Below are 25,477 nucleotides of genomic sequence, written 5' to 3' on the forward strand. Positions count from 1 at the left end.
TAACTTCCTGTACGTATCCCGCGCTGAGGAGAATATGCATGGAAGCTGTGCTATCAAACATAACTATAAAGGCAATGTTATCAGAAAAAGATAATTCAGTAATTGATATTTAACATATAACAAATGAGACGTTTAATAATTATCGCATCTCTTTTCATGAATCTGTGCCTTCCTATGGGGACACAGGCAAGTAATGGGGGCAATGTAAGCCCCGATCCAAATTTTCAAATTTATCTATGTTTCGGACAGTCAAACATGGAGGGTAATGCCGCCATCGAAGACATCGACCGAACAGGTGTGAATCCAAGATTCATGGCAATGTATGCCGTGGATGATGAAAAAGCTGGATGGAAAAAAGGACAGTGGCATACTGCCGTTCCTCCTCAGGCACGACCAGACACTGGCCTTACTCCTGTAGATTATTTCGGAAGAAAGATGGTGGATAACCTGCCAGACAGCATCAAGGTGGGAACCATCACCGTGGCGGTGGGCGGTGCCAGCATCGACCTCTTCGACAAGCGTACCTGTAAGGCGTACCTGAAGAAGCAGCCCGACTGGATGAAGAACTTCGCTTCCAAGTATAACGGCAATCCATACGCCCGACTCATCGAACTTGCCAAGATTGCCCAGAAGCAGGGCGTTATCAAGGGTATCCTGCTGCATCAGGGTGAAACCAACAATGGCGATGCCAACTGGTCTAACCGTGTGAAGATCGTGTATAACGATATTCTGAAAGAGTTGCACCTGAAGGCAGAAGATGTACCTTTGCTCGTGGGCGAAACCGTTCAGAAAGACCAGGGCGGCAGCTGTTGGCAGCATATCGCCATTGTGGATGACATCGCCAAGACCATCCCTACTGCCCACGTCATCTCTTCCAAGGGATGTCCGCAGCGTGGCGACGGATTGCATTTCATTGCCGAAAGCTATCGCACCATGGGTAAGCGTTATGCCAACATGATGCTCTCGCTGCTCGGTATCATTCCGGATGCCAACTATCCGCGTGTGGACAAAGACCGCCGTGCCTACGTCAAGCTTCACGCACCGGAGGCAAGGCAGGTAATCTTCGACATCTGCGGAAAGAAGTATCCGATGAAGAAGGATCTGGATGGCGACTGGTATGGTGTTTCTGACCCATTGGTAGTAGGCTTCCACTATTATTTCCTGAATGTGGATGGTGTACAGGTAGTAGATCCAGCCAGCGAAACCTATTTCGGATGCTGCCGAGAGGCGAGTGGTCTGGAGGTTCCTGAGGGAGCCGAAGGCAACTACTATCGTCCTCAGCAGGGAGTAGCTCAGGGTCAGGTTCGTTCGGTATCTTACTATGCTGCATCTCAGGGCAAGTTCCGCAGAGCCATGGTTTATACGCCTGCAGAATATGAAACCAATCTCACCAAGCGCTATCCAGTGCTCTATCTGCAGCACGGAATGGGAGAGGACGAGACGGGCTGGAGCCATCAGGGCTATATGCAGCACATCATGGATAATCTCATTGCCGAAGGCAAGGCTGAGCCTATGATTGTGGTAATGGAGAGCGGTGATGTGAAGCAGCCTTTCGTACCACGTCCTGGCAAGGATGTAGATGAGGAGCGCAAGCTCTATGGTGCTTCTTTCTACGATGTGATTATCAAGGATCTGATTCCGATGGTAGATAAGAAGTTCCGCACCTATACTGATAGAAACCATCGTGCGATGGCTGGTTTGTCATGGGGCGGTTGCCAGACTTTCAACACCGTGTTGCCGAACCTGGATAAGTTCTCAGCCCTGGGAACTTTCAGCGGAGCGCTTTTCGGTGTGGATGTCAAGACCTGCTTCAATGGCGTTTTTGCCGATGCAGCGAAGTTCAACAGCCAGATAAACTATATGTTCATGGGCTGCGGTTCTGAAGAGAACTTCGGCACGGAGAAGATGGCGAAGGAGCTGAAGGATCTGGGCATCAAGCTTGATGTCTATGTTTCTCCTGGTACTCATCACGAGTGGCTCACCTGGCGCAGATGTTTCAAGGAATTCGTTCCTCATCTGTTTAAGTAACACGACAAAAAATCAATAAGCTGATATTTTAAGTTGAATCCCGAAGCGGCATGGCTGCTTCGGGATTTTTTGATGTTATATTTATATTATCAAATGTATCATTTGGGATTTTGTTATTTTTCAGAAAGTATTTGTAACATAAAACAAAGCTATGTAACAAAATAAATCTTAATTTTGCAGCGTGCTTCTTTAACAAAGAAAGCTATTTATTAAAAATGTACAATCGTAAACTTATAAAAATAAATAATTTTAATCTATTCTCTTATGAGGAACTTTAAAAAGATTGAAAAGCCGTTAGCGTTGCTATCCTTTCTCTGTTTATTCCCAGCTGGGATGTCGGCTCAGAGTATTGTAAAAGGAGTAGTTACAGATCCAAGTGGTGAACCTATCATTGGTGCTACAGTGAAAGCTGCAGGCAGCAAGCTGGGTGTGATTACTGATTTGGATGGTAAGTTTAGCATTGATGCTGCACCTGATGCAACATTAACGATTACCTATGTGGGTATGGAGCCTAAGACCGTGAAAGCTCAGGCTGGTAAAATGCTTACCATTACCTTGAAGGATGATTCTAAAGTTCTGAATGATGTCGTTGTCATCGGTTATGGCGTTCAGAAGAAGAGCGACCTGACAGGTGCAGTTGCATCTATCAAGAGCGATGATATCAAGGGCTTGTCAGCTACCGATGCCGGTGCTGCCCTCCAGGGTAAGGCTGCCGGTGTACAGATTATTAATTCGGGTGGTCCGGGTGAGGCTGCCGATATCCGTATCCGTGGTTATTCTTCTAATAGTGGTAATATCGGTCCGTTGCTCATTGTCGATGGTCTGAAGGTGGATAACATCCAGTATCTGGATCCATCTATGATTGAAAGCATGGAGGTATTGAAGGATGCCGCTTCTGCTGCCATCTATGGTGCGCAGGCAGGTAATGGTGTCGTTATCATCACAACCAAGACGGGTGCTGCCAATGGCGGTAAGGCACAGATCTCTTATAGCAGCAAGTTCACTATCCAGTCGTTGGGAAAGAAGGCTGAGATTTTTGATGCTCCTGAGTATATCGAGTATCACAAGTACTTGGGTGACTTGACCGATGATCTTCTGAAGAAGAACAACTATAATGGTCAGAACACTAACTGGTATGACGAGGTATTTGAGAACAGTCTGGTTCATCAGCATAGCCTCACCGTGCAGGCAAGCAATGGCAAGGGCCGTTTCCTCGCCAGTCTGAATATCCTCAACAATAATGGTATCGTAAAGGGCGACAAGGATACTTACAAGCGCTTCACCGGTCAGATTAATGCTGATTATGATGTTTACAAGTGGTTGAATGTGACGACCAATACTTCTTTCGAGAAGTGGAAGACCCAGGGTGTGACCAAGGGTTATGGTTCTATTCTGAACTCTGTGGTTTCCATCGACCCATTAACTCCTGCTTATTATAGTAATGTCGATGATCTGGCTCCTGCCATGAAGTCGGCTCTCGAAGCAGGCAAGGCGGTGATGCGAGATCCTAACCATAACAATGACTACTATGCTACTTCTAAATATATAGAGGATGCAACAGGTAACCCATTGGCTCAGAAAGACCGTCATGACATCACCAATTCCGGTATCAATGTGCGTGGAACCGTGGCTGCCAATCTCAAGCCATTCAAGGGCTTTACCTTTACTTCCCGTCTGGGCTACCGCATTACCCAGAGCAATTACCATAAATTTGAGGCGCCATACTATCTCAATACAATGGCCAACTCAACCAAGTACAACATTGAGGCACGTTCCAACAACGGCTTGTACTATCAGTGGGAAAACTTCGCCAACTATATGAATACATTCGGCAAGCATACAGTGGGTGCGATGGCAGGTATGTCGTTTACCAAGAATCATTGGGACAACAATACCATTTCTTCAGAAGGCGATGATATTCTTTCTGCCTATGAGTCCAACTTCCGCTACATCGACTACTTGCTGGCTGATGCCACCAAGAGCGTGGGCAATGCTCCGAGTGATGCTACCGAGCTTTCTTACTTCGGACGTTTGAGCTATAGCTACGACAACCGTTACTTCCTGCAGTTCAACTTCCGTCGTGATGCCTTCGATACATCCAAGCTTTCCAAGAAGGCTCGTTGGGGTAACTTCCCATCTTTCTCTGCGGGATGGTCTATCAGCAATGAGAAGTTCTTCAAGGATCATATAGATCGTGATGCAGTTTCCTTCCTGAAGCTCCGTGCATCATGGGGTCGCAATGGTAATGTCAATATCCTGAACGGTTATCCATATTCTTCTCCTATCGCACTCAACCAGAGCTTCTATCAGTATAATCCGTCTATCGGTGATGGTAAGCTTACCTATGGTTCCAAGCCAACTGGTCTTGCCAATCCAGATTTGACGTGGGAGACATCTGAGCAGGTGGACTTAGGTCTTGATGCTCGTTTCCTTAACGACCGTCTTACCTTGGGTGTTGACTGGTATCGCAAGACTACCAAAGACCTCTTGATTGAGATTGCTCCTCTTCCAGAAATCGGTGTCAACAAGACTGTTGTGAATTCCGGTAAGGTTCTCAATTCAGGTCTCGACTTCGAATTGGGTTGGAGAGACAACATCAAGGACTTCAAGTATGGAGTTACCGTGAATGGTTCTACCTTGAAGAACGAGGTAAAGGAGGTTTCTGCTATGGTAAACCGTCTTACCGAGGTAGGTATTGATGGATTCAACAACCAGTTGAAGCCAACCTTCGAGGCTGGTCACTCCGTATGGTATTTCCGTGGTTACAAGTATGCAGGTGTTGCAGAAGATGGCAGTGCCCTCTATTATGACAAGAATGGCGAAATCACTTCAGCTCCAACCGATGAGGACAAGCAGGATCTGGGTGCAGGTATTCCTAAGTTTACCTATGGTATCACCATCAATCTGGCTTATAAGGGATTCGACCTCTCTGTATTCGGAACAGGTGCAGCAGGCAACAAGATTTACAACCTGATGGTATCTGCCGACCGCCCATTGATTAACGGTATCGACACCTATTGGAAGGATTCATGGAGAGAAGACCGTACCAATGCCAAGTATCCTGATATGAAGAAGGTTGCTACCGACTGGAAGTTCTTCAGCTCTGATGCTGCTATCTTCAGCGGTTCTTACTTCAAGTTCAAGCAGATTCAGTTGGGTTATACTTTGCCAAAGCTTATCACAAGCAAGATTGGCTTGAGCGACCTCCGTGTTTACTGCTCATTGGATGATTTCTTCACCATCACCAACTATCCTGGTGCCGATCCTGAGACAGCTTCCATGAACAGTGGTGCATCCCGTGGTTTCGATAATGGTACCTATCCAACTTCCAAGAAGATGGTATTCGGTATCAATGTAACATTCTAACCTTTTAAAATGAAAAGAAATGAAGAAAATATTATTTTCAACCATATTGACACTCGCTGCAACAGCCACCATGACACTCACCACATCTTGTGAGGATCAGTTGGATATCGAGCAGAAGGGTGTTATCCCATCAGAGAAATTCTATCAGACTGATGCTGATGCCGAGGCTGCCCTGGTTGCGGCTTATGAGGGATTCATGTGTAATGTAGTGGGACGTAATCACGATGGTGGTGGTCCTGGCATCTACACTCCTTATAAGATTATCACCAATATGTGTGGCGATGATGTGCTCTATGCCAGTGGTAACTATGGCGACCACGAGTTCAGCGGTATGCTCAATGAGTTCCGTTACGATGCTGAGGCAGAGGTGCCTAAGTTTATGTACACCGGTCTTTATCTCTCGGTATATACCTGTAATCTCGTTACAGATCACTTCCAGAATGCAGCAGATACTCCAGTTAAGAAGCGCTGCGTAGCTGAGGCTCGTGTTCTTCGTGCCTTCGACTACTTCCTGCTGGCTAATCTCTGGAATAATCCTCCGTTCATAGATCACGTATTGGCAGGAACAGATCTTCCTTATAACTGCAACAAGGATCCAGAGAATCCTATGGACCACAAGCAGCTCATTCAGTGGGTGGCTAAAGAGTGCGAGGAGGCTGCTGCCGACCTCGACGAGCGCAAGGGCACCGATGATAAGGATGGTGCCGTTAAGGTGACCAAGGGCTTTGCATGGGCTCTGGCTGGTAAGGCTTACCTCTTCGCCGGTGAATATGATAAGGCTAAGACTGCTCTCAAGAAGGTTATCGATTCTGGCAAGTATGCACTTGTTCCTGGCGATCGCTATATGGACAACTTCCATATCGAGGGCGATGGCAACGAGGAGAAGGTCTTCGAAATCAACTTCGAGTACAATGCTGGTAAGGGAGCATGGGCTGGTATGATTCAGCGTTCAAGCTGGATGGAATCTAATGCCTGGAACTGGCGTGCCGGCAACTTCGTCAAGTCACCACAGAGTGTTTATAGTGGTATTGATGGTTGGGGAGGTCTTGGTGTTCCTCAGTGGTTTGGTGATGAATTCTATGCCAATGATGGTGATTCCTATCGCTTCAAAGCTACTTTGAAGCATATTGATGATGCTGTCTATAAGATGGAATATGCTGACCCTGCATTGAATGCAATGTCGGTAGAAGAGAAGATGAAGAGCAAAGAGGTGGGTATCAACGACCCTGTACAGGGACTTTACGACAACTCATTCTGGTTGGCTTTCAAGCAGATAATCAGAAAGGCTGATACTGATGGCAACAAATATGGAGACAATATTCGTCTGAACAACTATGTTGTGATGCGTTATGCTGAGGTATTGCTCAATTATGCGGAAGCTTGTCTCAATACAGGCGATCAGTCTGAGGCTAAGAAGTACATCAATATGATTCAGGAGCGCGCCGGTTCAAAGACCATCAGCCAAACAGTAGATATGGATGTACTGAAGAGGGAGAAGTCTTACGAGCTCTGGCTGGAAGGCTGCCGCTGGTTCGATGTGATGCGTTGGAAGGATGCCAAGGCTATCGAGCGCCTGAAGAATGTAGGCTCTGACTGTCCTCATGTATTCGATAAGTTGTTCCGTGCACCTAAGGCTGATGACCGCAAGGTTACCTGGGAACATGGTACAGAGGCCAACAGCCGTTTCTATACCGTATCTACCAGTGCAGCCAAGGATGCCGGTTTCGAAGTAGGTTTCAAGGAGGGCAAGCATGAGTTCTTCCCTTATCCACAGACCGTGAAGGATAAGAATCCTAACCTGGAGCAGAATCCTGGTTGGTAATCATGAAGTTGTTTTGTAAATATAACGTTTTTAGAACTATAGATTAGTTTGCCAATTAGGGGGTGTTTTGAAAAGAAGCACCCCCTTTTTTCTTCTTTAAAGGGATTTGCGTATGAAAACATGGATGTGTGCCTTGATGCTGGCGTTATCGACAGGAGCTTCTGCTCAGAACCCGATTATCAGCGGACAGTATTCTGCTGATCCTACGGCTCGCGTATTCAACGGGAAGATGTATCTTTATCCTTCTCATGACATTCCGAGTCCTATCGAGAAACTGAAGGAATGGTTCTGTATGGCAGATTATCACGTTTTCTCTTCTGCCAATCTTACTGAGTGGCAGGATCATGGAGTCATCGTTTCGCAGGATAAAGTACCTTGGGTACAAGACGGAAGTTATACGATGTGGGCTCCTGATTGTGTAGAGAAAGGCGGGAAATATTACTTCTATTTCCCAGCCGCTCCGAAAGGGGAGGAGAAGGGATTCGGAATAGGTGTGGCGGTTGCCGACCAGCCGGAAGGACCATTTATGCCGATGTGGAAACCCATAGAGGGAGTTCATGGTATAGACCCTTGTGTGTTGATAGATAAAGACGGACAGGCTTATATCTACTGGGCTGGAGCTGGTTTGCACATGGCTAAGCTGAAACCAAACATGACGGAACTTGCCTCGGACCCCAAACTGGTAGAGGGATTGCCTGAAGGATTCAAGGAAGGACCGTTTGCCTTCGAACGTAACGGCAAATATTATTTCACCTTCCCTTGGGTACGTGAAAAGAATGGCACCGAAACGCTGGCTTATGCCATGGCTGACCATCCGATGGGACCTTTCACATTCAAGGGCATCATCATGGATGAGTCGCCTACAAAGTGCTGGACCAATCATCATAGCATCGTGGAATATCAGGGACAGTGGTATCTCTTCTATCATCATAATGATTATTCCCCAAAGTTCGACAAGAACCGCTCGGTACGAATCGACTCTCTGAACTTCAATCCTGACGGAACGATACAGAAGGTGATACCTACGCTAAGAGGTGTGGGAATGACGAACGCTCGCTCGCGCATTCAGATAGACCGCTATTCTGCGCTGCAAGGCAAGGGTATTGGTATTGATTATCTGGATAAAAACAACTGTTTTGCCGGATGGAAGACTCTCTTCTCAAAATCGAATGCTGCTCTTATATATAATAAGGTGGATTTCGGTAACGAGAAGGTGGCGGAAATCACTGTTCGTGCCAAGTCGCCAAAGGGCGGTGTGCTCGTAGTCAGAGCCGATGGCAAGAAGGGAAATATCATCGCTAAAGTGAAGATTCCGAAGTCGGCAGGCTGGAAGAATATCCGTGCCCAGGTGCTCCATGCTCCTCTAGGCGTCCATGCTTTACACGTATCCTTGCAGAGTGGTGCCGATGTAGAGGTTGACTGGTTGGGTTTCGATGCTTTGCCTTGGGATAAAGGAGCTTTCGAAACTCATCAGTACCGCAATCTCTTTGCCGAAATGGGCTATAAGCAGACAGATATTGACAGGAAGGTGAACGAAGTATTCAATGATGTATTCTATGGTAAGAATAAGGTCTATTTCGAAGTAGGCGATTCCATGGGATATGTCAGCGATATAAAGAACAATGATGTGAGAACCGAAGGCATGTCGTATGGAATGATGGCTGCCGTGCAGTTTGATAAGAAGGACATCTTCGACCGCCTCTGGCGATGGAGCAAGAGATACATGCAGCATCAGGAAGGACCTTATAAGGGCTATTTCGCATGGAGCTGTAAGACTGATGGAACGAGAAATGCGCAGGGAGCCGCATCTGATGGTGAACTCTATTTCGTAACTTCGCTCATCTTTGCATCCAACCGATGGGGCAATGATACGGGCATCAACTATCTGAAGGAAGCGCAGCATATTCTAGATTGCAGCATGCAGAAGGCGGGAATGGACCGCACAGCTCCGCTCATCAATCTTGAACATCAGCTCATCACCTTTACGCCCGATCATTGGGGCGGGAAGTTTACCGATCCTTCTTACCATCTCCCTGCCTTTTACGAGGTTTGGGCAAAATGGGCTAACGACGGACGTTCTCAGTTCTGGAAGGAATGTGCAGAGAAAAGCCGTGAGTTCCTGCATAAGTGCATCAATGAGAAGACGGGCTTGAACCCGGACTATTGCAACTATGATGGAAGTCTGATGAAGACGGGGCAGTTGCTGGGTGATGCATTCCGCTACGATTCATGGCGAGTGCCAATGAACATAGCGCTCGATTATTCATGGGCTTGTAAGGATAAGGAGTGGCAGCAGAAATATGCCAATACGCTGCAGAACTTCCTGTATAGTCAGGGTATTGATTCTTTCCTGGATCAGTATAATGTAGATGGAACGATGGTAGAAGATATTCTGCCGGCAGGTACGGCTCCTAAGGCGCTCCGCCATTCTATCGGTTTTGTTGCCACTGCGGCTGCGGCTTCATTGGTCAGCAATCATGTGAAGGGCAGGGAATTCGTCAGTCATTTCTGGAATGCCAAGCATGAGCCAGATAAAGAAGGCTTCTTCGATGGCTACTACGACGGACTGTTGCGTCTCTTCGCCTTCATGCATCTGAGTGGCCGTTATCAGATTATCGAACCTCAAAAATAAAAAGAATAGTCTATGAACAACTTTTTCAATAAAATAGTAAGATTGTTTTGTTTATGTGTATTCCTTTTTGGACATTCCTCTGCGGATGCCCAAAATAAGGAATTACCTGTAGACATTAATCCTTATTTCGGACCTGTCGGCAAGCAGCCTGTCGTGCCCAATGCGGCTGGCTTTATACAGAGATGGTTGCTTCTGGAGCCAATCTCGATGCCAGTCAAAAGCAATGTCGTTTTTACTGATTCTTATCTGAAGGAGATATTCCATACGCAGTATTTCCCTAAACAGATGGAAACAGTTCCTAAGGATGGAGCCGTCGTGAAGGTGGGCAAGGAAAAACTGAAATGGCATGCGCTGGACAGTAAACTGTTTAATGTGAAACTCTTCCGTTTCGCTACTTCGTTCGAAAAACCCAAGTATGGTGTCTTGTTCTGGGCGGTTACCATTATCGATTGCCCTGAGGAGATGAAAAACGTCCGCTTGGCTGTTGGCTCGAATGGTGCTTCCATGTGGTGGCTCAATGGTGAGGAGGCGGTGATGCTGGAAGGCGACCGAAGGATGGTTCGCGATGATGTGGTTTCTAAGAAGCTTACCTTGAAGAAAGGTAGAAATATCCTTCGTGGTGCAGTCATCAATGGCCCAGGCATGAGCGACTTCTGTGTCCGATTCATCGACGGACAGGGCAAGCCTGTCAGAAACCTGTCTATTCACGTGAAGTAGTGCAATCAATAAAGAAAGTTATGAAACAGAACAATATATTTTTCAGATATTTTAGCCCGGTTGCTGTTCAGCAGAAACTTTATGCCGCTGCTTTGGTTGCCTTGTTGTCTTCTTCTGCTTACGAGGCAGAAGCCCAGGTTGGCGAACCTTTCATTCATGATCCTTCTACCATTGCCCAGTGTGATGGAAAGTATTATACCTTTGGAACGGGTGAAGGTGGAATCTGGTCGGAGGATGGCTGGACCTGGCAGGGTGGTGCTGTTCGTCCCGGAAGAGGAGCGGCTCCTGATGTGTTGAAGATTGGCGACCGTTATCTTGTAGCCTACAGTGCTACGGGTGGTGGATTGGGAGGCAGTCATCGTGGTGATGTCCTGACGATGTGGAACAAAACGCTCGATCCGAAATCGCCTGATTTCAAATATACTGAACCGGTGGTGGTAGCTTCTTCTTTGGATGATGAAGATTGTGATGCCATTGATGCGGGCTTGTTGCTCGACCCTACTACCGGCAGACTCTGGCTCAGCTATGGTACCTATTTCGGATTTATCCGTCTGGTAGAACTTGATCCGAAGACAGGTAAGCGGATGGAAGGCAACGAACCCGTCAATATCGCCATCGACTGTGAAGCTACTGATTTGATTTACCGCAACGGCTGGTATTATCTTCTCGGCACTCATGGCACCTGTTGCGATGGTCCTAATTCTACCTACAATATCGTGGTGGGACGTTCGCGAAAGATAACCGGTCCATACGTAGATAATGTGGGCAGAGTGATGTTGCAGGGCGGAGGAAAGATGGTGATTGCTGCCAATAATCTGAAGACGGGTCCCGGTCACTTCGGGCGCTATATCGAGGAAGAAGGTGTAGAAAAGATGTCGTTCCACTATGAGTCTGATTTCAGACAGGGAGGACGAAGCGTGTTGGCTATCCGTCCTTTGTTGTGGAAGAACGACTGGCCTGTGGCTGGTGATGAATTTCATGCCGGAACCTACGAGATAGAATCGGAACGAAGAGGCTATGCCCTGGAGATTGCCGTAGATTTCGTGAGAATGCAGCGGGATATCGAACCTTTCTGGATCAAGCCGACCAAGCCTTTGAAGAACATCGAACCTCAAACCTTGAAGGAGGTAGAAGCAGGATGGCCTAAGGGCGAGGTGAAGGTAAGAATGAACGATTACATGTTCCGTCCTCATCAGAAGTGGAGTATCATGCCTGCCGGAAAGGGTGGTTATCTGGGTGGCCCTTATTATAAGATCTGCATAGAAGGCACTACCCGTTATCTTACCGCAACCGCTCAGCATGATGTCATCGCCAAACCTGAGTTTACGGGTGAAGATGCCCAGCTTTGGCGCATCGAACAACTTACCGATGGCACCTATCGCATTATGCCGAAGGCTATACCAGGCACAGAAGAGAAACTGGCATTGGTTTCATTAGGCGACTGTACCCCAGGCTTGGCTCCTTTCGATTTCAACAGCGACAATTCTAAATGGAATTTCAGACAACAATAAATTCATGATGATTTGATAAGTTACTGAACTTTCGCATATCAGGAAGTTAAAGGAGTTAAGGAAGTTAAGGAGTTAAGACGTATGTCTTTCTGTTTAAAAACTATGCTAAAAAAGACTGTTGTCTTAACTCCTCAGCGACCGTAGGGAGCGATAACACCTTTAACTCCTGAACTTCAAAACTGGAATAAGTTATTTTAATGGTCTTAGAAACCTGTATTATTTACTTCTTAAATACAGTTCTGTGTGGTTGTCGGCAGCTGCCGGCAATCTTGCTGTCATATATCCGCAAGGTTGCTGCCATATGCCAGCAACCTTGCTGGCAATTGCCAACTATTAAATAAATCTAATTCTTATGATCAATAGATACAGCTTCTGTGATTATTTCATATATTTGCAGAAGATAATAAAACAAAGCAACTATGGACTTAAAGTATGATGTTTATACTATTACCAATGCTGAGGGTAGTGGTGAGGAACGTAAATACGTTCGATTGAAGCAGTATGAGGCGATGACGGCTCACGAACTGGAAGCCACCATCCAGCAAAGATGTTCACTCACCAAGGGTGATGTGGCTGCAGTGTTGTCAGAACTTCATGACATTGTCGTGTCTGAATTTTCTATGGGACGCAGGGTTTATATTCCCGAACTGGGATATTTCTCGCTTGCTGTAAACCTGGAAATGCCTGCGGATAAGCCTAATAAGAAGATTACGGGAAAGGAAGTACGTTTGCGGGGAATCAATTTCCGTCCGGAGGCTGGGCTGTTGAGGGAAATAGATAGAAATATCCATTTCGTCCGTTCCCAGTATTCCAGTCGTTCAACTATTTTTACAGAAGAGAAGCTTTGGGCAAAATTGCAGGAATATTTCCTGAAGAACCGTTATATCACCATCAAACTCATGAGGATACTGTTTGGACTGTCTCGCCACATGGCACAAAAGTGGATAAATCACTTCATAGCCAAAGGCTTGTTGGTAAAGGATGGTACTCCCCGTTCACCGATTTATTTCTTGAATAATAAAACGGAATAGTTGAGAATATGAAGGGAAATAAACCATATATCATCAAACGGTTATTTCTATGTGCTCAATACCCGACAGGGCCTTTCTGATAATTGTATTCTACAGATGATGCTGTCTTTTGCAGTCGAAATACTATCTTAAGTATTTGGAACAGTACAAATCATAAACCCTCTAATAAAATAAACAAAAGTATGCTAAAGAATTTATCTCTCATTGCCCTTTTGGGCTTCGCTGTAGTTGGCGTTCCAAGTGAACTCAGCGCCAAGAGCGTAAAGGTGGCAGGCACCCAGAAAGGTACGGCTGCCAAGTCTGTCACCCGTCAGGTGGCTCAGCAGAATGTGACCATCGAATTCTATTCTCCATCCATCGTCCGCATCTTGAAATCTGATGCTGGACTTGGTGCTCCTGTTCAGAAGAAAAGCTATTCTGTTGTTTTGAAACCTCAACAGATGAAGGACGTTCAAATACGGGAAAATGGTGATGTTGTAAAAATAAACTCTGGTTTTATCTCCGTAGAACTGAATCAGCAGACTGGCGAAATCCGCTTTCTTTCGAAGGATGGAAAGTTGCTGCTTACCGACACGAAGACCCGTCTGGAAGCCCGCAAGGATGAAGCCAACAAGGGCAAGTACCGCATAGAGCAGGACTTCCGTCTTGCCGACGACGAGGCCATCTATGGTCTGGGACAGTTGCGTGATGTTTATATGAATCAGCGTGGCCGCCAGAACATCGTACTCTGGAATCATAACACCTATATCGCCATCCCTTATTTCACCAGTGAGAAAGGCTATGGTCTTTACTGGGACAATGCTGGAAAAACCTATTTCAATGATATCGTAGCATCCAAGAACAATAGCAACCAGCCATCATGCACTTCCTTTACCAGTGAAGTGGGAACCTGCGCCGACTACTATTTCATGTACAAGGATGGTACGCAGGATGGAGTCATCGCCAGCATCCGTGAACTGACCGGACAGGCTACAATGTTCCCGAAATGGGCGATGGGCTTCTGGCAATGCCGCGAGCGCTATAAGACCAGTGATGAACTGGCAGGCGTATTGGATAAGTATCGCGAACTGAAGATTCCTACTGATGCCATCGTGCAGGACTGGCAGTATTGGGGATGCGACTCCAACTGGAATGCGATGAAGTTCCAGAACCCATACTATATAAATAAGGTGGGCGACCCAGCCTATGCCAAGTATCTTCCTACCGATATGAAGCAGATGAAGGCACAGGGAGAACCCCGCCTGAAGAGTCCGGAAGAGATGGTGAAGTATGTTCACAAGAACAATGCCCATCTGATGATTTCCATCTGGGCTAGTTTCGGTCCGTGGACAGAGCAGTATCGTGAACTGAAGAAGATGAATGCCCTCCTTCCTTTCGATACCTGGCCAAGAAACAGTGGCGTGATGCCATACGATGTCTTCAATCCGAAGGCTCGCAACCTCTACTGGAAGTATCTTACCCACCTCTACCAGATGGGCTTCGATGCCTGGTGGACCGATTCTACGGAGCCAGACCATTTTGAGAAGCCGGGCGATGAGAACTATCAGACCTACGATGGTTCATGGCTGGGCGTGAAGAACGCCTTCCCATTGTTGCACAACAAGAGCATCTACGAGCACCAGAGAGCGATGAAGGGCAACACAAAGCGTTCGCTCCAGATGACCCGAAGCGGCAGTCTCGGTATTCAGCATTATGGCACCATCTGCTGGAGCGGTGATGTGGTGGCTTCCTGGAACGAGATGAAGAATCAGATTCCATCGGGCTTGAACTTCTCGCTCTGCGGTATCCCATTCTGGAACACCGACCTTGGTGGTTTCTTCTACTGGGAGTTTGAACAGAATCCAAAGAACCCTGCCCTTCAGGAACTGCAGACCCGCTGGATGCAGTGGGGAACCTTCATGCCATTGATGCGCAACCACTGTTCTTCGCCGATGGTAAGCGAACTGTATGAATTCGGAAAGCAGGGCGACTGGGCTTATGATGCTATAATTAAGACCATCAAGCTGCGCTATCGCCTTTTGCCTTATATCTACAGTACGGCTGGCGACTGTGTACAGAATAGCGGAAGCATGATGCGTGCCCTGGTAATGGATTATGCCCACGACAAGAAGGCTTCCCGCCTGAACGATGAGTATCTCTTTGGCCGCAACATTCTGGTGAAGCCGGTAACCGATCCTTTATACACCTGGAAGGATAAGGAGAAGAAGGGTCATACCATCTATCCTGATGTAAGGAAGGCAGCTGCGCCTGTGAATGTTTACTTGCCAAAGGGTAATAAATGGTATGATTTCTGGAGCAATGCCCAGTATGAGGGTGGTCAGGATATCCAGCGCCTTTGTCCTATCGACATCATGCCTGTATTCATCAAGGCAGGTACCATCCTGCCATTCGGTCCTGAAGTGCAGTATAGTTCAGAGAAGCCTTGGGATGAGCTGGAAATCCGTGTCTATCCTGGTGCAGACGGTTCGTTTACGCTCTATGAGGACGAGGGTGACAACTACAACTATGAGAAGGGTAAATTCTCTGAAATCAAGTTTGTTTGGAATGAAGCAGACAGAACCCTGAACATCGCACCACACAAGGGCAGCTATAAGGGAATGCTCCAGCATCGCAGATTCCACATCGTACTGGTGGGTGCCAATAGTGGTGCGGGCGATCAGCCTATGCAGGCAAGCAAGAGTGTGGAATATGACGGAAAGGCTGTAAAGGTACAGATGTAATTTACATAATTTAAACTATTTGATACTTGTGATAAAATAGTATTCTGCTTTTTTGTTTACCTTTGCAGTGCAAATAACAATTTAATATACTAATAGCTTAATAGTAATTACAATGAACAAGAATGTTATATACGCAGCTTTGATGTTTGTGGTAACTACGTCCTCCGGCAATGCCTCAGCGCAGCAGTTGCCTTATCAGAATCCAGCCCTCTCGGCTCATGAAAGAGCGGTAGATTTATGTGGTCGTCTCACTTTGGAAGAGAAAGCTTCTCTGATGCTGGATGATTCGCCGGCTATCCCACGATTGGGAATCAAGAGATTCCAGTGGTGGAGCGAGGCACTGCATGGTGTGGCGAACATGGGAGATGTAACCGTCTTTCCGGAACCTATCGGAATGGCAGCTTCGTTTAACGACAGAATGGTGTATAGAGTCTTTGATGCAACATCTGATGAAATGCGTGCCAAATGGAATGAACTGCAGCAGAAGGGAGGAGATGTAACCCGTTTCCATGCTTTATCTGTCTGGACTCCAAACGTGAATATCTTCCGTGATCCTCGCTGGGGACGTGGACAGGAAACCTATGGTGAGGATCCTTATCTTACCAGTAGGATGGGATGTGCCGTGGTGCGCGGATTGCAGGGACCTGAAGATACTAAATACCGCAAACTCTGGGCTTGTGCCAAGCACTATGCGGTTCATAGCGGACCGGAATGGGCTCGCCATACAGACAATATTACCGATGTCACGCCGCGTGACCTTTGGGAAACTTATATGCCTGCCTTCAAATCGCTGGTGCAGGATGCCAAGGTGCGCGAGGTGATGTGTGCCTATCAGCGTTGGGATGATGAACCATGCTGCGGCAACACCCGCCTTTTGCAGCAGATTCTCAGGGATGAGTGGGGATTCAAGTACCTGGTAGTTTCCGACTGTGGCGCTGTTACTGATTTCTGGGAGAATCATAAGGTTTCGAGCAATGCCAGAAATGCAGCAGCTAAGGGCGTGCTGGCTGGCACGGATGTGGAGTGTGGATATAATTATGTATATAAGTCGGTGCCTGAGGCAGTGAAGTATGGTGCCTTGACAGAAGAAGAAGTTGACAAGCATGTGATACGTCTGCTCGAAGGTCGTTTCGATTTGGGCGAGATGGATGACAACAAGATCGTATCATGGTCGAAGATTCCTGTATCTGTGCTTTGCAGCAAGGCGCATCGCCAGCTCTCGCTCGATATGGCTCTGCAGACCATGACGCTGCTCCAAAACAAGAATGAGGTTTTGCCTCTCAATAAAAAAGTAAAGAAGATTGCTTTCATCGGACCGAATGTGGATAACGAACCGATGATGTGGGGAAACTATAATGGTACTCCACGACAGACAATTACCATCCTGGATGGTATCAGGAGTCGTTTGAAGAAAAACCAGGTTGTCACCTTTAATGGATGCGACTTGGTGAACGACCAAGTTTTGAATTCTTACTTCGACCAGTGTAGCATGGATGGCAAGATGGGCTTTAAGGGCACTTTCTGGAACAATCGCAAGATGGAAGGCAAGCCTGTTGTCATCACCCAGGAGAAGAATCCTGTGCAGGTAACGACCTATGGTCAGCACTCCTTCGCTCCTAATGTGAAGCTGGTGGGCTTTTCTGCAAAATATGAAACCGTGTTCCGTCCTAAGCAGACAGACAAGGTGTTGCTCGACGTGGCTGGTTGCGGTCACTACGAGGTTTATCTGAATGGTGAGAAGAAGGCAGAGCATTCTATCTGGCGTACTACCGAGAGTCGTATCGAGTTCCAAGCCGAGAAGGGCAAGGAGTATAAGATAGAGATCCGCTATCACGAAATGCCAACCTATAATGCGGACATGAAGTTCAATATCGGTCATGAGAATCCTATCGACTATCAGGCTTCGCTCAAGCAGTTGAAGGATTGCGAGACAGTAGTCTTCGTAGGTGGTATCTCTCCACAGTTGGAAGGTGAGGAAATGCCTATCGAGATTTCTGGCTTCAAGGGTGGTGACCGCACCAACATCGAATTGCCTAAGGTTCAGCGCAATTTCCTGAAGGCTTTGAAGGAGGCGGGCAAGAAGGTTGTCTTTGTCAACTGTTCGGGTTCTGCCATTGCCTTGACTCCAGAGACAGAGAGTTGCGATGCCATTCTCCAGGCCTGGTATCCTGGTCAGGAAGGTGGTGAGGCTGTGGCTCGTGTACTCTTCGGAGAGTATAATCCTGCTGGCAAGTTGCCTATTACGTTCTATAAGAATTCAGAGCAGTTGCCTGATTTCAAGGACTACAGTATGAAGGGCAGAACCTATCGTTATATGAACGATGCGCTCTTCCCATTCGGATATGGTTTAAGCTACACTTCTTTCCGTATAGGTGATGCTACACTTTCCAACTCTATCTTGAAGAAGGGTGAAAAGATTACGCTGAAGGTACCGGTAAGTAATGTTGGAAAGAAGGATGGAACCGAGATTGTGCAGGTGTATGTGAAGGATCCTGCCGATACCGAAGGACCATTGAAGAGCTTGAAGGCTTTCGAGAGAGTGGAGGTGAAGGCAGGAAAGACTGCTGAGGCTGTCATCACGCTGGATAGCAGAAACTTCGAACTCTTCGATGCTGCCACCAATACCGTGCGTGCCAAGGCAGGTAACTATGAGGTATATTATGGCAATAGCTCGGCAGATAAGGACTTGAAGAAGATAATGGTAAATTATGAATATTAAGAAAAATCTGACTAAGAAGGCAGGCTTGAAAGTATTGTAAATTGAAAGAACTTTAAGTATCATGTTGTTTCTTTGTGCCTTGGCCATTTCAGTCAAGGCACAAAGCAGTACATCATTTTGATGGAAATATCGAAACAAATGGATATCTTAAAGAGTGTTCAATTAAGGCTAGAAAAGAAACTGTTAAAAATTTTGCTAAATGAAAAGAATTTTGGCGTTGTTTGTGTTTTTTGGGTATTTTTTGCTCACATATAGTTTAGAATACCATGAGCAAGTTTATTATGTTGCTCATGGAACGTTAGATCGTGATACGATAAGATGTGTGTCTTTTGATGTCGTGAATAGTAACATGGAACCAATTGTAATTCTTTTTACAGAGGATGATTTGGAAAAAATGAATTTTGAAGAAGTGTTATATAGAAAGTGCTATCGTCGTTATGGCGATTTTTCGTTATCTTGTTGGGCATATGATAATGTGATAAATTGTGGAGAGCCATATTCTTTTATCTTTCCTCAGACATTTATAAAAATTGTATATCCTATGAAAAGGTTTAAGTTTACTATAATCTCTTCGAATATCCCTTTTGAAAAGATAAAAAGTTATGTTTCACGGCATATGATAGTTTGTAAAGAATCAGATATTAATAAATATATTTCAAGTTTTATAACTAGTGTCGAAGAGAATAAGGTTACTTGCATGTATGATTCTTTAGTAGTAGAATGGGAGTGCATGCGAGTTTTGGAAGAATAAAAATTAAGTCTTAAATGGCAATATGAAATTGTTTGCAATAGTTGGATAATAATATCGTACGTTATGGAAAAAGAAGTTTTAGTTTTGATGTTATTGTCTGTTTTTAGCTTGATGTCAGTGGCTCTGAGTCCTACCAAGAATTATATTCTTGAGAGGCAGATGCTTGATGCCTGTGGAATCCAAGCCATAGCTAACATCAGCCGCATGCAATGGCAATCAAGCAAAGACCATGTGCTCCGTGGTTACGACTTTGCCTATGATGGCTTGAACCGTTTGGAGGAATCCACCTATGCGGAGGGTGCGGATATGAGCCAGAACAAGAGTTCTTTCGACAATAATCAGAATCCTACCTTCCATTATTACGAGAAAGACCATCTTGGAAGTATAAGGATGGTGGTGAATGAGAATGGCACGATAGAGCAAGTGAATCATTACTATCCTTTCGGTGGAGTATATGGCGACTTGTCATACAATTCTGAAACCCAAAGAAATAAGTACATAGGTAAAGAGTTCGACCACATGCATGGATTGGACTGGTATGACCATGGGGCAAGAATGTATGATGCTGCCAAGGTGAGCTGGGATAGAGTGGATAGACTTGGTGAAAAGTATACTCAACTTAGTCCGTATCTATATTGTGGAAATAATTCTCTCGTAAATGTTGATGCAGATGGCAAAAGAGTAAAAACTATTTATTTCAAAGATAAAGAGGATCCTCAATGGTATAGAAGTTCAAAGTCTTTTTATTTGGCGATGATGCAGTTTGCGCAAACTGATTTTGGAAAACAAATATTGTCAGATTTTACTCCAAAAGGTTCATATTTCTTTGGGGTGAAAGGTAATGGAAAATATTCAAAATATGATTTAGAACTGCAAGAAATTGACATTACTGAACCTCAAAAGAAAACTGCATATTGGAGAGACATAAATGCTCAAACACAATTGTTAGAAACTGATCAGGGAAAGCCAAGATTTGTTGTTATCTTTGATGTTGATCGCCCTACAAATGAATTGACAAAAACAATAGCTCACGAATTGGCTGGTCATCTTTATAATTATGAAAGTGTTTTGAAACTTTATGAAGATACAAAAGTTTTTCAAAAAGCTAATTTTGAATTTTTCAAAAAAAGCAGTAAACAAGAACATTTAGAGATGGAAAATAAGAAATACGAAAAAGTTAATCTCTATCAACAAGTTATGAATCAGATAGAACAATTTTTTAAGCATAAATGACATGAAACATATTATTTTTTATATTGTTGTAAGTATTTTGTTTGTAAGTGTATTCTCTTGTAAGCAGAGAAAAAATATGCAGTACTTACCATTTTTCTATATGAAGAATTATGAAGTGATGCATTCTAAAAAGTATATATCAATTCGAGAAAATGAATATAGTGACATTGATGATACTGGTTTTGTTTGGAATTTATACAACAAAAATGGAGAGTATTATCTTAAAGAATATGGTAAGTCTATGATTTTTATGACAACCAAAAGAGAAATTGATACAACATTTCTAATTGGTGGTCGTCAAAAACGAGTTGTATCAGCTAAACTTAATGATTCTCTATTTGTATCAGCTCTACATAATATTGCCATTTATGAAACAGTAGACTTAGAATTAGTTTACGATATCAAATATAATATCAAGCAAATTCGTTGCCAAACTTTGTGGGTGGATTATCTTCAAAAAGGAAGTAAACGGATAAATTATAAACCTTTGTATCTTCAAAAACCATATAAAAGGAATAATGTATCTTGTAAAGAATAGTCTTTAGATAGTTTTTTAGCAAATAAATTTAAGGTGTTATGAAGACAATATTATTTCTAAGTTTAGTGTTTGGGTGTAATTTGATTGCAAATGCCCATCAAACAGTAAAGTCAAGTGATATAGATAACTTGCACTTTGGCGATAGTATCCATTATGACTTGGTGGATGCGAGTAAAATTAGTGCAATTAATCTTACTGGCTCACTTTGGGATTTTTCCAATATCAAGTATCTTGGTCAAGAGAAAGAGGTTTGTTTTATCGGTGATATGGAAGGGCATGTCAAGTTGATAGGGCAAGATGAAATCTTGGATTTCTGTCAATCAAATGACTATTTACGCTTATCTCAGATACAGACTCCCTTAGTGAAAGTAAGAAAACTCCTTGGGTATAGATAAGCTATTGCCAGATTTTAATCATCTGACTCCAGAGGCGGCTTCATTAGGTAAATATGGAACAATTGCAATGTCAGAATATACAGGTACACCGAACATTAGAATACCATTGCTCGAGGTGAAGTCTGGTGATGTATCATATCCGATAGAACTATATTATGATGCCTCTGGAATAAAAGTGGAGCAAAATGCAACTTTTGTAGGCTTGGGGTGGATCTTAAGTTATGGTGGCAGCATTAATCATGTAGTTCGTGGACACGATGATTTTTTGCAAGCGCCATATTGAATATAAGGGAAAGGATGGTGTGCCTGTAACATTGCTTTGGTCTTATAATTATCAATGTCCTGTAATGAAAATAGTGGGAGCAACTTATAATGAAATGAAAAGCCTCTCAAGCTATGTTGCATTATTAGGAGGGCGTAATTACTTGCCTAAAAGTATACTGCAATCAATTTATGATATAGTGCGAAATAGGGCATGTCAAACGACTGCTTATGTGTATGGTGATCGTCTAAACTTATCGTCTGTTATTGAGCCAAATGGATATGAAACGAGATATTCTTATGACTCGGAAGGCAGATTAGAAAGTGTTGAAGACTATTTGGGTGTGTTACATGAATATTCATATAATTTCAAACGAAAATGAAAATTGAAAGAACTTTAAGTATCATGTTGTTTTTTTGTGCCTTGGACATTTCAGTCAAGGCTCAAAGTCCTACTCAAAACTATGTGCTGAGTAAGGACGTGCTTGATGTCGATGGAACTCACGCCATAACGACTGTTACGTATTATGATGGCTTGAACCGTTTGGAGGAATCCACCTATGCGGAGGGTGAGGATATGAGCCAGAACAAGAATCGTTACTCAGAGAATGTTCTGTCTTATTCCGCCAACGGCAGTATTGAGCGTTTGCAGCGATATGGCAAGAAGAACAATGGGACGTTTGGTCTCATAGACGACTTGACGTACTCCTATAATGGCAACCAGATAAAGGCAATCAGCGATAAGGCTGGTAGCTTACTCTATAATGGTTCCTTTGATTTCAAGGATGGAGCAAATGCGGACGTGGAGTATTTCTATGATGCCAATGGCGCATTGGTCAAGGATTTGAACAAGGGCATCAGTAATATAGAGTATGATATTCTTGGTAACTTGAAGTGCATCACTTTCTCTAATGGCTTCAAGACGAAATATATCTATGATGCAGCAGGAAACAAGCTAAGATCCACCCATGAATCAGCTGTAACGAATACGATAGATTATATTGGCAACTTCGTGCTCGAGGATGGAACGCTATCTAAGTATCTCTTTGATGGTGGTTCAAATCAAAACTCAGAAAAGCCCGGGGGCTAAGGGATTCGATTATGATACGTGGTGGCAAATTATTTATAAATTCTTTCAACAAATGATAAATAAGAAGTAGCATATGAAAAAGTGGACATTTAGTATAATCTTGATAGTTTTTGCTTTTTTCTTAGGACAGAAGGCAAACGAAAAAACAGGAGTTCTTAATGAAAGTATATTTGCAAATGTAGTAGTTAATCCCAAGAGTGATACATTATTGCAAATCGAAACGAGTTTTTTGAATTCTGGTTGTTATAAGGAATTTGCAGATTTAATAAATTATTATTATTGGACAAGTTATCCTACAGATAGCGAATGTTTATTGTGCGCTATTATTGCTGTTAATTTGTATCATACTGCTTCTGCAGGAAAGAGCGTCTTTAGAAGATTAGCTTGGAATGATATTTATGATTTTAATAATGATTTTGGGAAACTTGACGCTTATTGTCTTATGCATGAAATAGGTGAGGATTACCTTAAAAGAAGTGCAAGTGCTAATGATTATAATGCGATGCAGTCTATTTGGAATGAAAAATCTTGCAGAAGAGATTTTTATGATTCTACGATGGACAGTTTGTCTCGGAAATATGATATTGGTTATTTGTCTCGTATGAGCGATACAATGTATAAAAGGAATATGCAGTTGCATGAAATCATACATAAATCATCTAAATGATAAACAATATGAAAAGACGTTATTTGAAATTTATAATAGTATTGTCGTTTTTGATTGGTTTCTTATCCAATATTGACAATTTAAAGAGAAAGACGATAGAGGTCTATTATATAGATAAATTTATGGAGAAAGAAAAAATAGCTGTAGTTGAAAAGGGTGATACGTCAGCTTATAAAACACTTAAGGCTTCGATGGAGGCGGATGGGAGAATACCTCGTTCAAGTACGTTTTATTATTCTATGATTATGGCAATATATTTTGATTATTCTCCTGCTAATTATGATGCTTATAAAACAATACAAGATGTATATCCTCACAGAGAAACAATGGATGCGGATACGAAAAAGTTGTGCGCATTTTTCTTAAAGCGAGGTGCAGATAGAGATGATAATCGTTGCTTGGAGATAATAAAAAAACAAAATATTCCTTATCGGAAAATCTATGTGCAGAAATCTAATGTGAGCAATGAATAAAGTGTGCTTTCATTTTAATAGTATAATATAAAAACAAAATAGAGACAATGAAATTAAGTGCCGGAAATGTAACAAGAAAGGTGGCGTCATATAGTTATGATGACATCGGAAGACTGGTCTCCTTGAAGCGAAGCGGCAATGTGGGTGTCGTAAACTATGCCTACAATATCCGCAATTGGCTGAAAGAGATGAAATCTGATAGATTCTCTCAGAATCTATGGTACGAAACCACAGGAGCATACCCATGCTTCAATGGAAACATCAGTCGTTTGCAATGGCAATCAGGCAAGGACCATGTGCTCCGTGGTTACGACTTTGCCTATGATGGCTTGAACCGCTTGGAGGAATCCACCTATGCGGAGGGTGAGGATATGAACCAGAACAAGAATCGTTATTCAGAGAATGTTCTGTCTTATTCCGCCAACGGCAGTATTGAGCGATTGCAGCGATATGGCAAGAAGAACAATGGGGCATTTGGTCTCATTGACGACTTAACGTACTCATACAACGGCAACCAAATAAAGGCAATCAGCGATAAGGCTGGTAGCTTACTCTATAATGGTTCCTTTGATTTCAAGGATGGAGCAAATGCGGACGTGGAGTATTTCTATGATGCCAATGGCGCATTGGTCAAGGATTTGAACAAGGGCATCAGTAATATAGAGTATGATGTACTTGGCAACTTGTACGGACATGCCTATTTTTATGAATTAAAGCAGAAAAATCCATCAATAGAACCTAGTCATACTTTTGGAGTCGTAGGATATGTTAAAGAGTTTGATCCTTATTTCAATCAAGTTGTTTCTTATCCGGTTTTTGGTAAGAATAATACAGAATTAGAAGAGCAGATAAATATTGTTGAACAACAAGCTATAGATAATTATGAAAAGAATAATCGTTAATGGTTGGCTAATGATTAGTATGGGGGTGTTTTATTCTTGTGCTAGTCATAAATACACAAAAGAAACGTTGAATTTGCATGCTGTTCAAGTCGATTTGTCTATGGCACAGGGAGTAAAACGCCAGATAGAATATTATGAGGAAGGAGTTGTTTATGCTTTTTCATTTAGAAGTGGCGGTGTCTTATTGATATTGCAAGGTCCTTTAATGAAAACTCCTATAGATGATTTTAAGCCTTCAACATCGTTGAAGGATAAGCATCTTATAGAAAAAGGTATGGACAAGAAAGGTCTTAAATGGAGGCGTGATACATATTCTAGTTTCAGAGTTTGTTATTTTAATGTAATTCCAACAGAGGAAAGAAAATTTGATAGAATCTTAAATGGAATCAAATTTAAGGCTACGATGTGTGAATGGTAATTTGCATAGACTTTACTGAGCCCACTTTAAAAAGGGGCATATTTTGAATCCAGCATGACCAGTGTGGTCATTCTGAGTGAAACATAGCAATCGGCTCCGCTGGTGAATATCTGTCGAGAAATCGCTTTGAAAGAGCCGAAAGCTTCTCTGATAGGCCCGAAAAGGGCAAATATCGATCTTTGAAATGTTGAAATCTGGAATAT

The 25,477-nt window shown here is 43.7% G+C and carries 19 protein-coding genes and 1 pseudogene; all 20 read left to right on the plus strand.

Features of this window, described 5'->3' with window-relative positions:
- The first annotated feature begins 123 nt into the window (after positions 1-123).
- The 20 genes and pseudogenes from ACTQ53_RS09800 (at position 124) to ACTQ53_RS09895 (ending at position 25,274) form a co-directional block, all read left to right on the plus strand.
- The gene (locus ACTQ53_RS09800) at positions 124-2,028 is read left to right on the plus strand and encodes a sialate O-acetylesterase (protein WP_441932876.1); all 1,905 of its coding nucleotides are present in this window, start codon (positions 124-126) and stop codon (positions 2,026-2,028) included.
- A 264-nt stretch (positions 2,029-2,292) separates the two neighbouring features.
- On the plus strand, positions 2,293-5,394 hold the full coding sequence (locus tag ACTQ53_RS09805) for a SusC/RagA family TonB-linked outer membrane protein (protein ID WP_441932877.1): 3,102 nt from the start codon (positions 2,293-2,295) through the stop codon (positions 5,392-5,394).
- Between the two features lie 19 nt (positions 5,395-5,413).
- Positions 5,414-7,216, plus strand: coding sequence for a RagB/SusD family nutrient uptake outer membrane protein (locus ACTQ53_RS09810; RefSeq protein WP_294968072.1), 1,803 nt, complete (start codon positions 5,414-5,416; stop codon positions 7,214-7,216).
- Positions 7,217-7,352: 136 nt separating this feature from the next.
- A pseudogene (locus tag ACTQ53_RS09815) lies at positions 7,353-8,639 on the plus strand (family 43 glycosylhydrolase); the annotation flags it as partial.
- Positions 8,640-9,848 (plus strand): glycosyl hydrolase family 8, encoded by a 1,209-nt coding sequence (locus ACTQ53_RS09820; RefSeq protein ID WP_441932890.1) that lies wholly within the window; start codon positions 8,640-8,642, stop codon positions 9,846-9,848.
- A gap of 12 nt (positions 9,849-9,860) precedes the next feature.
- Positions 9,861-10,565, plus strand: coding sequence for an acetylxylan esterase (locus ACTQ53_RS09825; RefSeq protein ID WP_295348093.1), 705 nt, complete (start codon positions 9,861-9,863; stop codon positions 10,563-10,565).
- A 20-nt stretch (positions 10,566-10,585) separates the two neighbouring features.
- Positions 10,586-12,076 (plus strand): family 43 glycosylhydrolase, encoded by a 1,491-nt coding sequence (locus tag ACTQ53_RS09830; protein WP_441932878.1) that lies wholly within the window; start codon positions 10,586-10,588, stop codon positions 12,074-12,076.
- A 419-nt stretch (positions 12,077-12,495) separates the two neighbouring features.
- Positions 12,496-13,107 carry an HU family DNA-binding protein gene (locus tag ACTQ53_RS09835; protein ID WP_441932879.1) on the plus strand — a complete coding sequence of 204 codons (612 nt, stop codon included), beginning with the start codon at positions 12,496-12,498 and terminating at the stop codon, positions 13,105-13,107.
- Between the two features lie 182 nt (positions 13,108-13,289).
- Complete coding sequence (locus ACTQ53_RS09840; RefSeq protein ID WP_441932880.1) at positions 13,290-15,827, plus strand: TIM-barrel domain-containing protein; 2,538 nt, start codon at positions 13,290-13,292, stop codon at positions 15,825-15,827.
- A gap of 112 nt (positions 15,828-15,939) precedes the next feature.
- Positions 15,940-18,546 (plus strand): xylan 1,4-beta-xylosidase, encoded by a 2,607-nt coding sequence (xyl3A, locus tag ACTQ53_RS09845; RefSeq protein ID WP_441932881.1) that lies wholly within the window; start codon positions 15,940-15,942, stop codon positions 18,544-18,546.
- Between the two features lie 199 nt (positions 18,547-18,745).
- Positions 18,746-19,297 carry a hypothetical protein gene (locus ACTQ53_RS09850; RefSeq protein WP_441932882.1) on the plus strand — a complete coding sequence of 184 codons (552 nt, stop codon included), beginning with the start codon at positions 18,746-18,748 and terminating at the stop codon, positions 19,295-19,297.
- A gap of 63 nt (positions 19,298-19,360) precedes the next feature.
- Positions 19,361-20,530 carry an RHS repeat domain-containing protein gene (locus ACTQ53_RS09855; RefSeq protein ID WP_441932883.1) on the plus strand — a complete coding sequence of 390 codons (1,170 nt, stop codon included), beginning with the start codon at positions 19,361-19,363 and terminating at the stop codon, positions 20,528-20,530.
- A gap of 1 nt (position 20,531) precedes the next feature.
- A complete protein-coding gene (locus tag ACTQ53_RS09860) occupies positions 20,532-21,068 on the plus strand; it encodes a hypothetical protein (protein ID WP_153087547.1) in 537 nt (178 codons plus the stop codon).
- A gap of 38 nt (positions 21,069-21,106) precedes the next feature.
- Positions 21,107-21,463: a hypothetical protein gene (locus ACTQ53_RS09865; RefSeq protein ID WP_153087546.1), complete on the plus strand. Its 357-nt coding sequence runs from the start codon at positions 21,107-21,109 to the stop codon at positions 21,461-21,463.
- Positions 21,450-21,746, plus strand: coding sequence for a hypothetical protein (locus ACTQ53_RS09870; protein ID WP_441932884.1), 297 nt, complete (start codon positions 21,450-21,452; stop codon positions 21,744-21,746). The genes ACTQ53_RS09865 and ACTQ53_RS09870 overlap by 14 nt, the downstream gene beginning before the upstream one ends.
- A 357-nt stretch (positions 21,747-22,103) precedes the next feature.
- Positions 22,104-22,814, plus strand: a complete 711-nt coding sequence (locus tag ACTQ53_RS09875; protein WP_441932885.1) for an RHS repeat domain-containing protein — start codon at positions 22,104-22,106, stop codon at positions 22,812-22,814.
- A 73-nt stretch (positions 22,815-22,887) separates the two neighbouring features.
- Entirely contained in the window at positions 22,888-23,481 is a 594-nt protein-coding gene (locus tag ACTQ53_RS09880) for a hypothetical protein (RefSeq protein ID WP_441932886.1), read from the plus strand.
- 8 nt (positions 23,482-23,489) lie between these two features.
- Positions 23,490-23,954, plus strand: a complete 465-nt coding sequence (locus tag ACTQ53_RS09885; protein WP_441932887.1) for a hypothetical protein — start codon at positions 23,490-23,492, stop codon at positions 23,952-23,954.
- 47 nt (positions 23,955-24,001) lie between these two features.
- Positions 24,002-24,856, plus strand: a complete 855-nt coding sequence (locus tag ACTQ53_RS09890; protein WP_441932888.1) for a hypothetical protein — start codon at positions 24,002-24,004, stop codon at positions 24,854-24,856.
- The gene (locus ACTQ53_RS09895; RefSeq protein ID WP_441932889.1) at positions 24,837-25,274 is read left to right on the plus strand and encodes a hypothetical protein; all 438 of its coding nucleotides are present in this window, start codon (positions 24,837-24,839) and stop codon (positions 25,272-25,274) included. Before ACTQ53_RS09890 ends, ACTQ53_RS09895 begins: the two co-directional genes overlap by 20 nt.
- Positions 25,275-25,477 lie beyond the last annotated feature (203 nt).

This window comes from Prevotella sp. Sow4_E9_plate (genome assembly GCF_052116205.1).
Taxonomy (GTDB): domain Bacteria; phylum Bacteroidota; class Bacteroidia; order Bacteroidales; family Bacteroidaceae; genus Prevotella.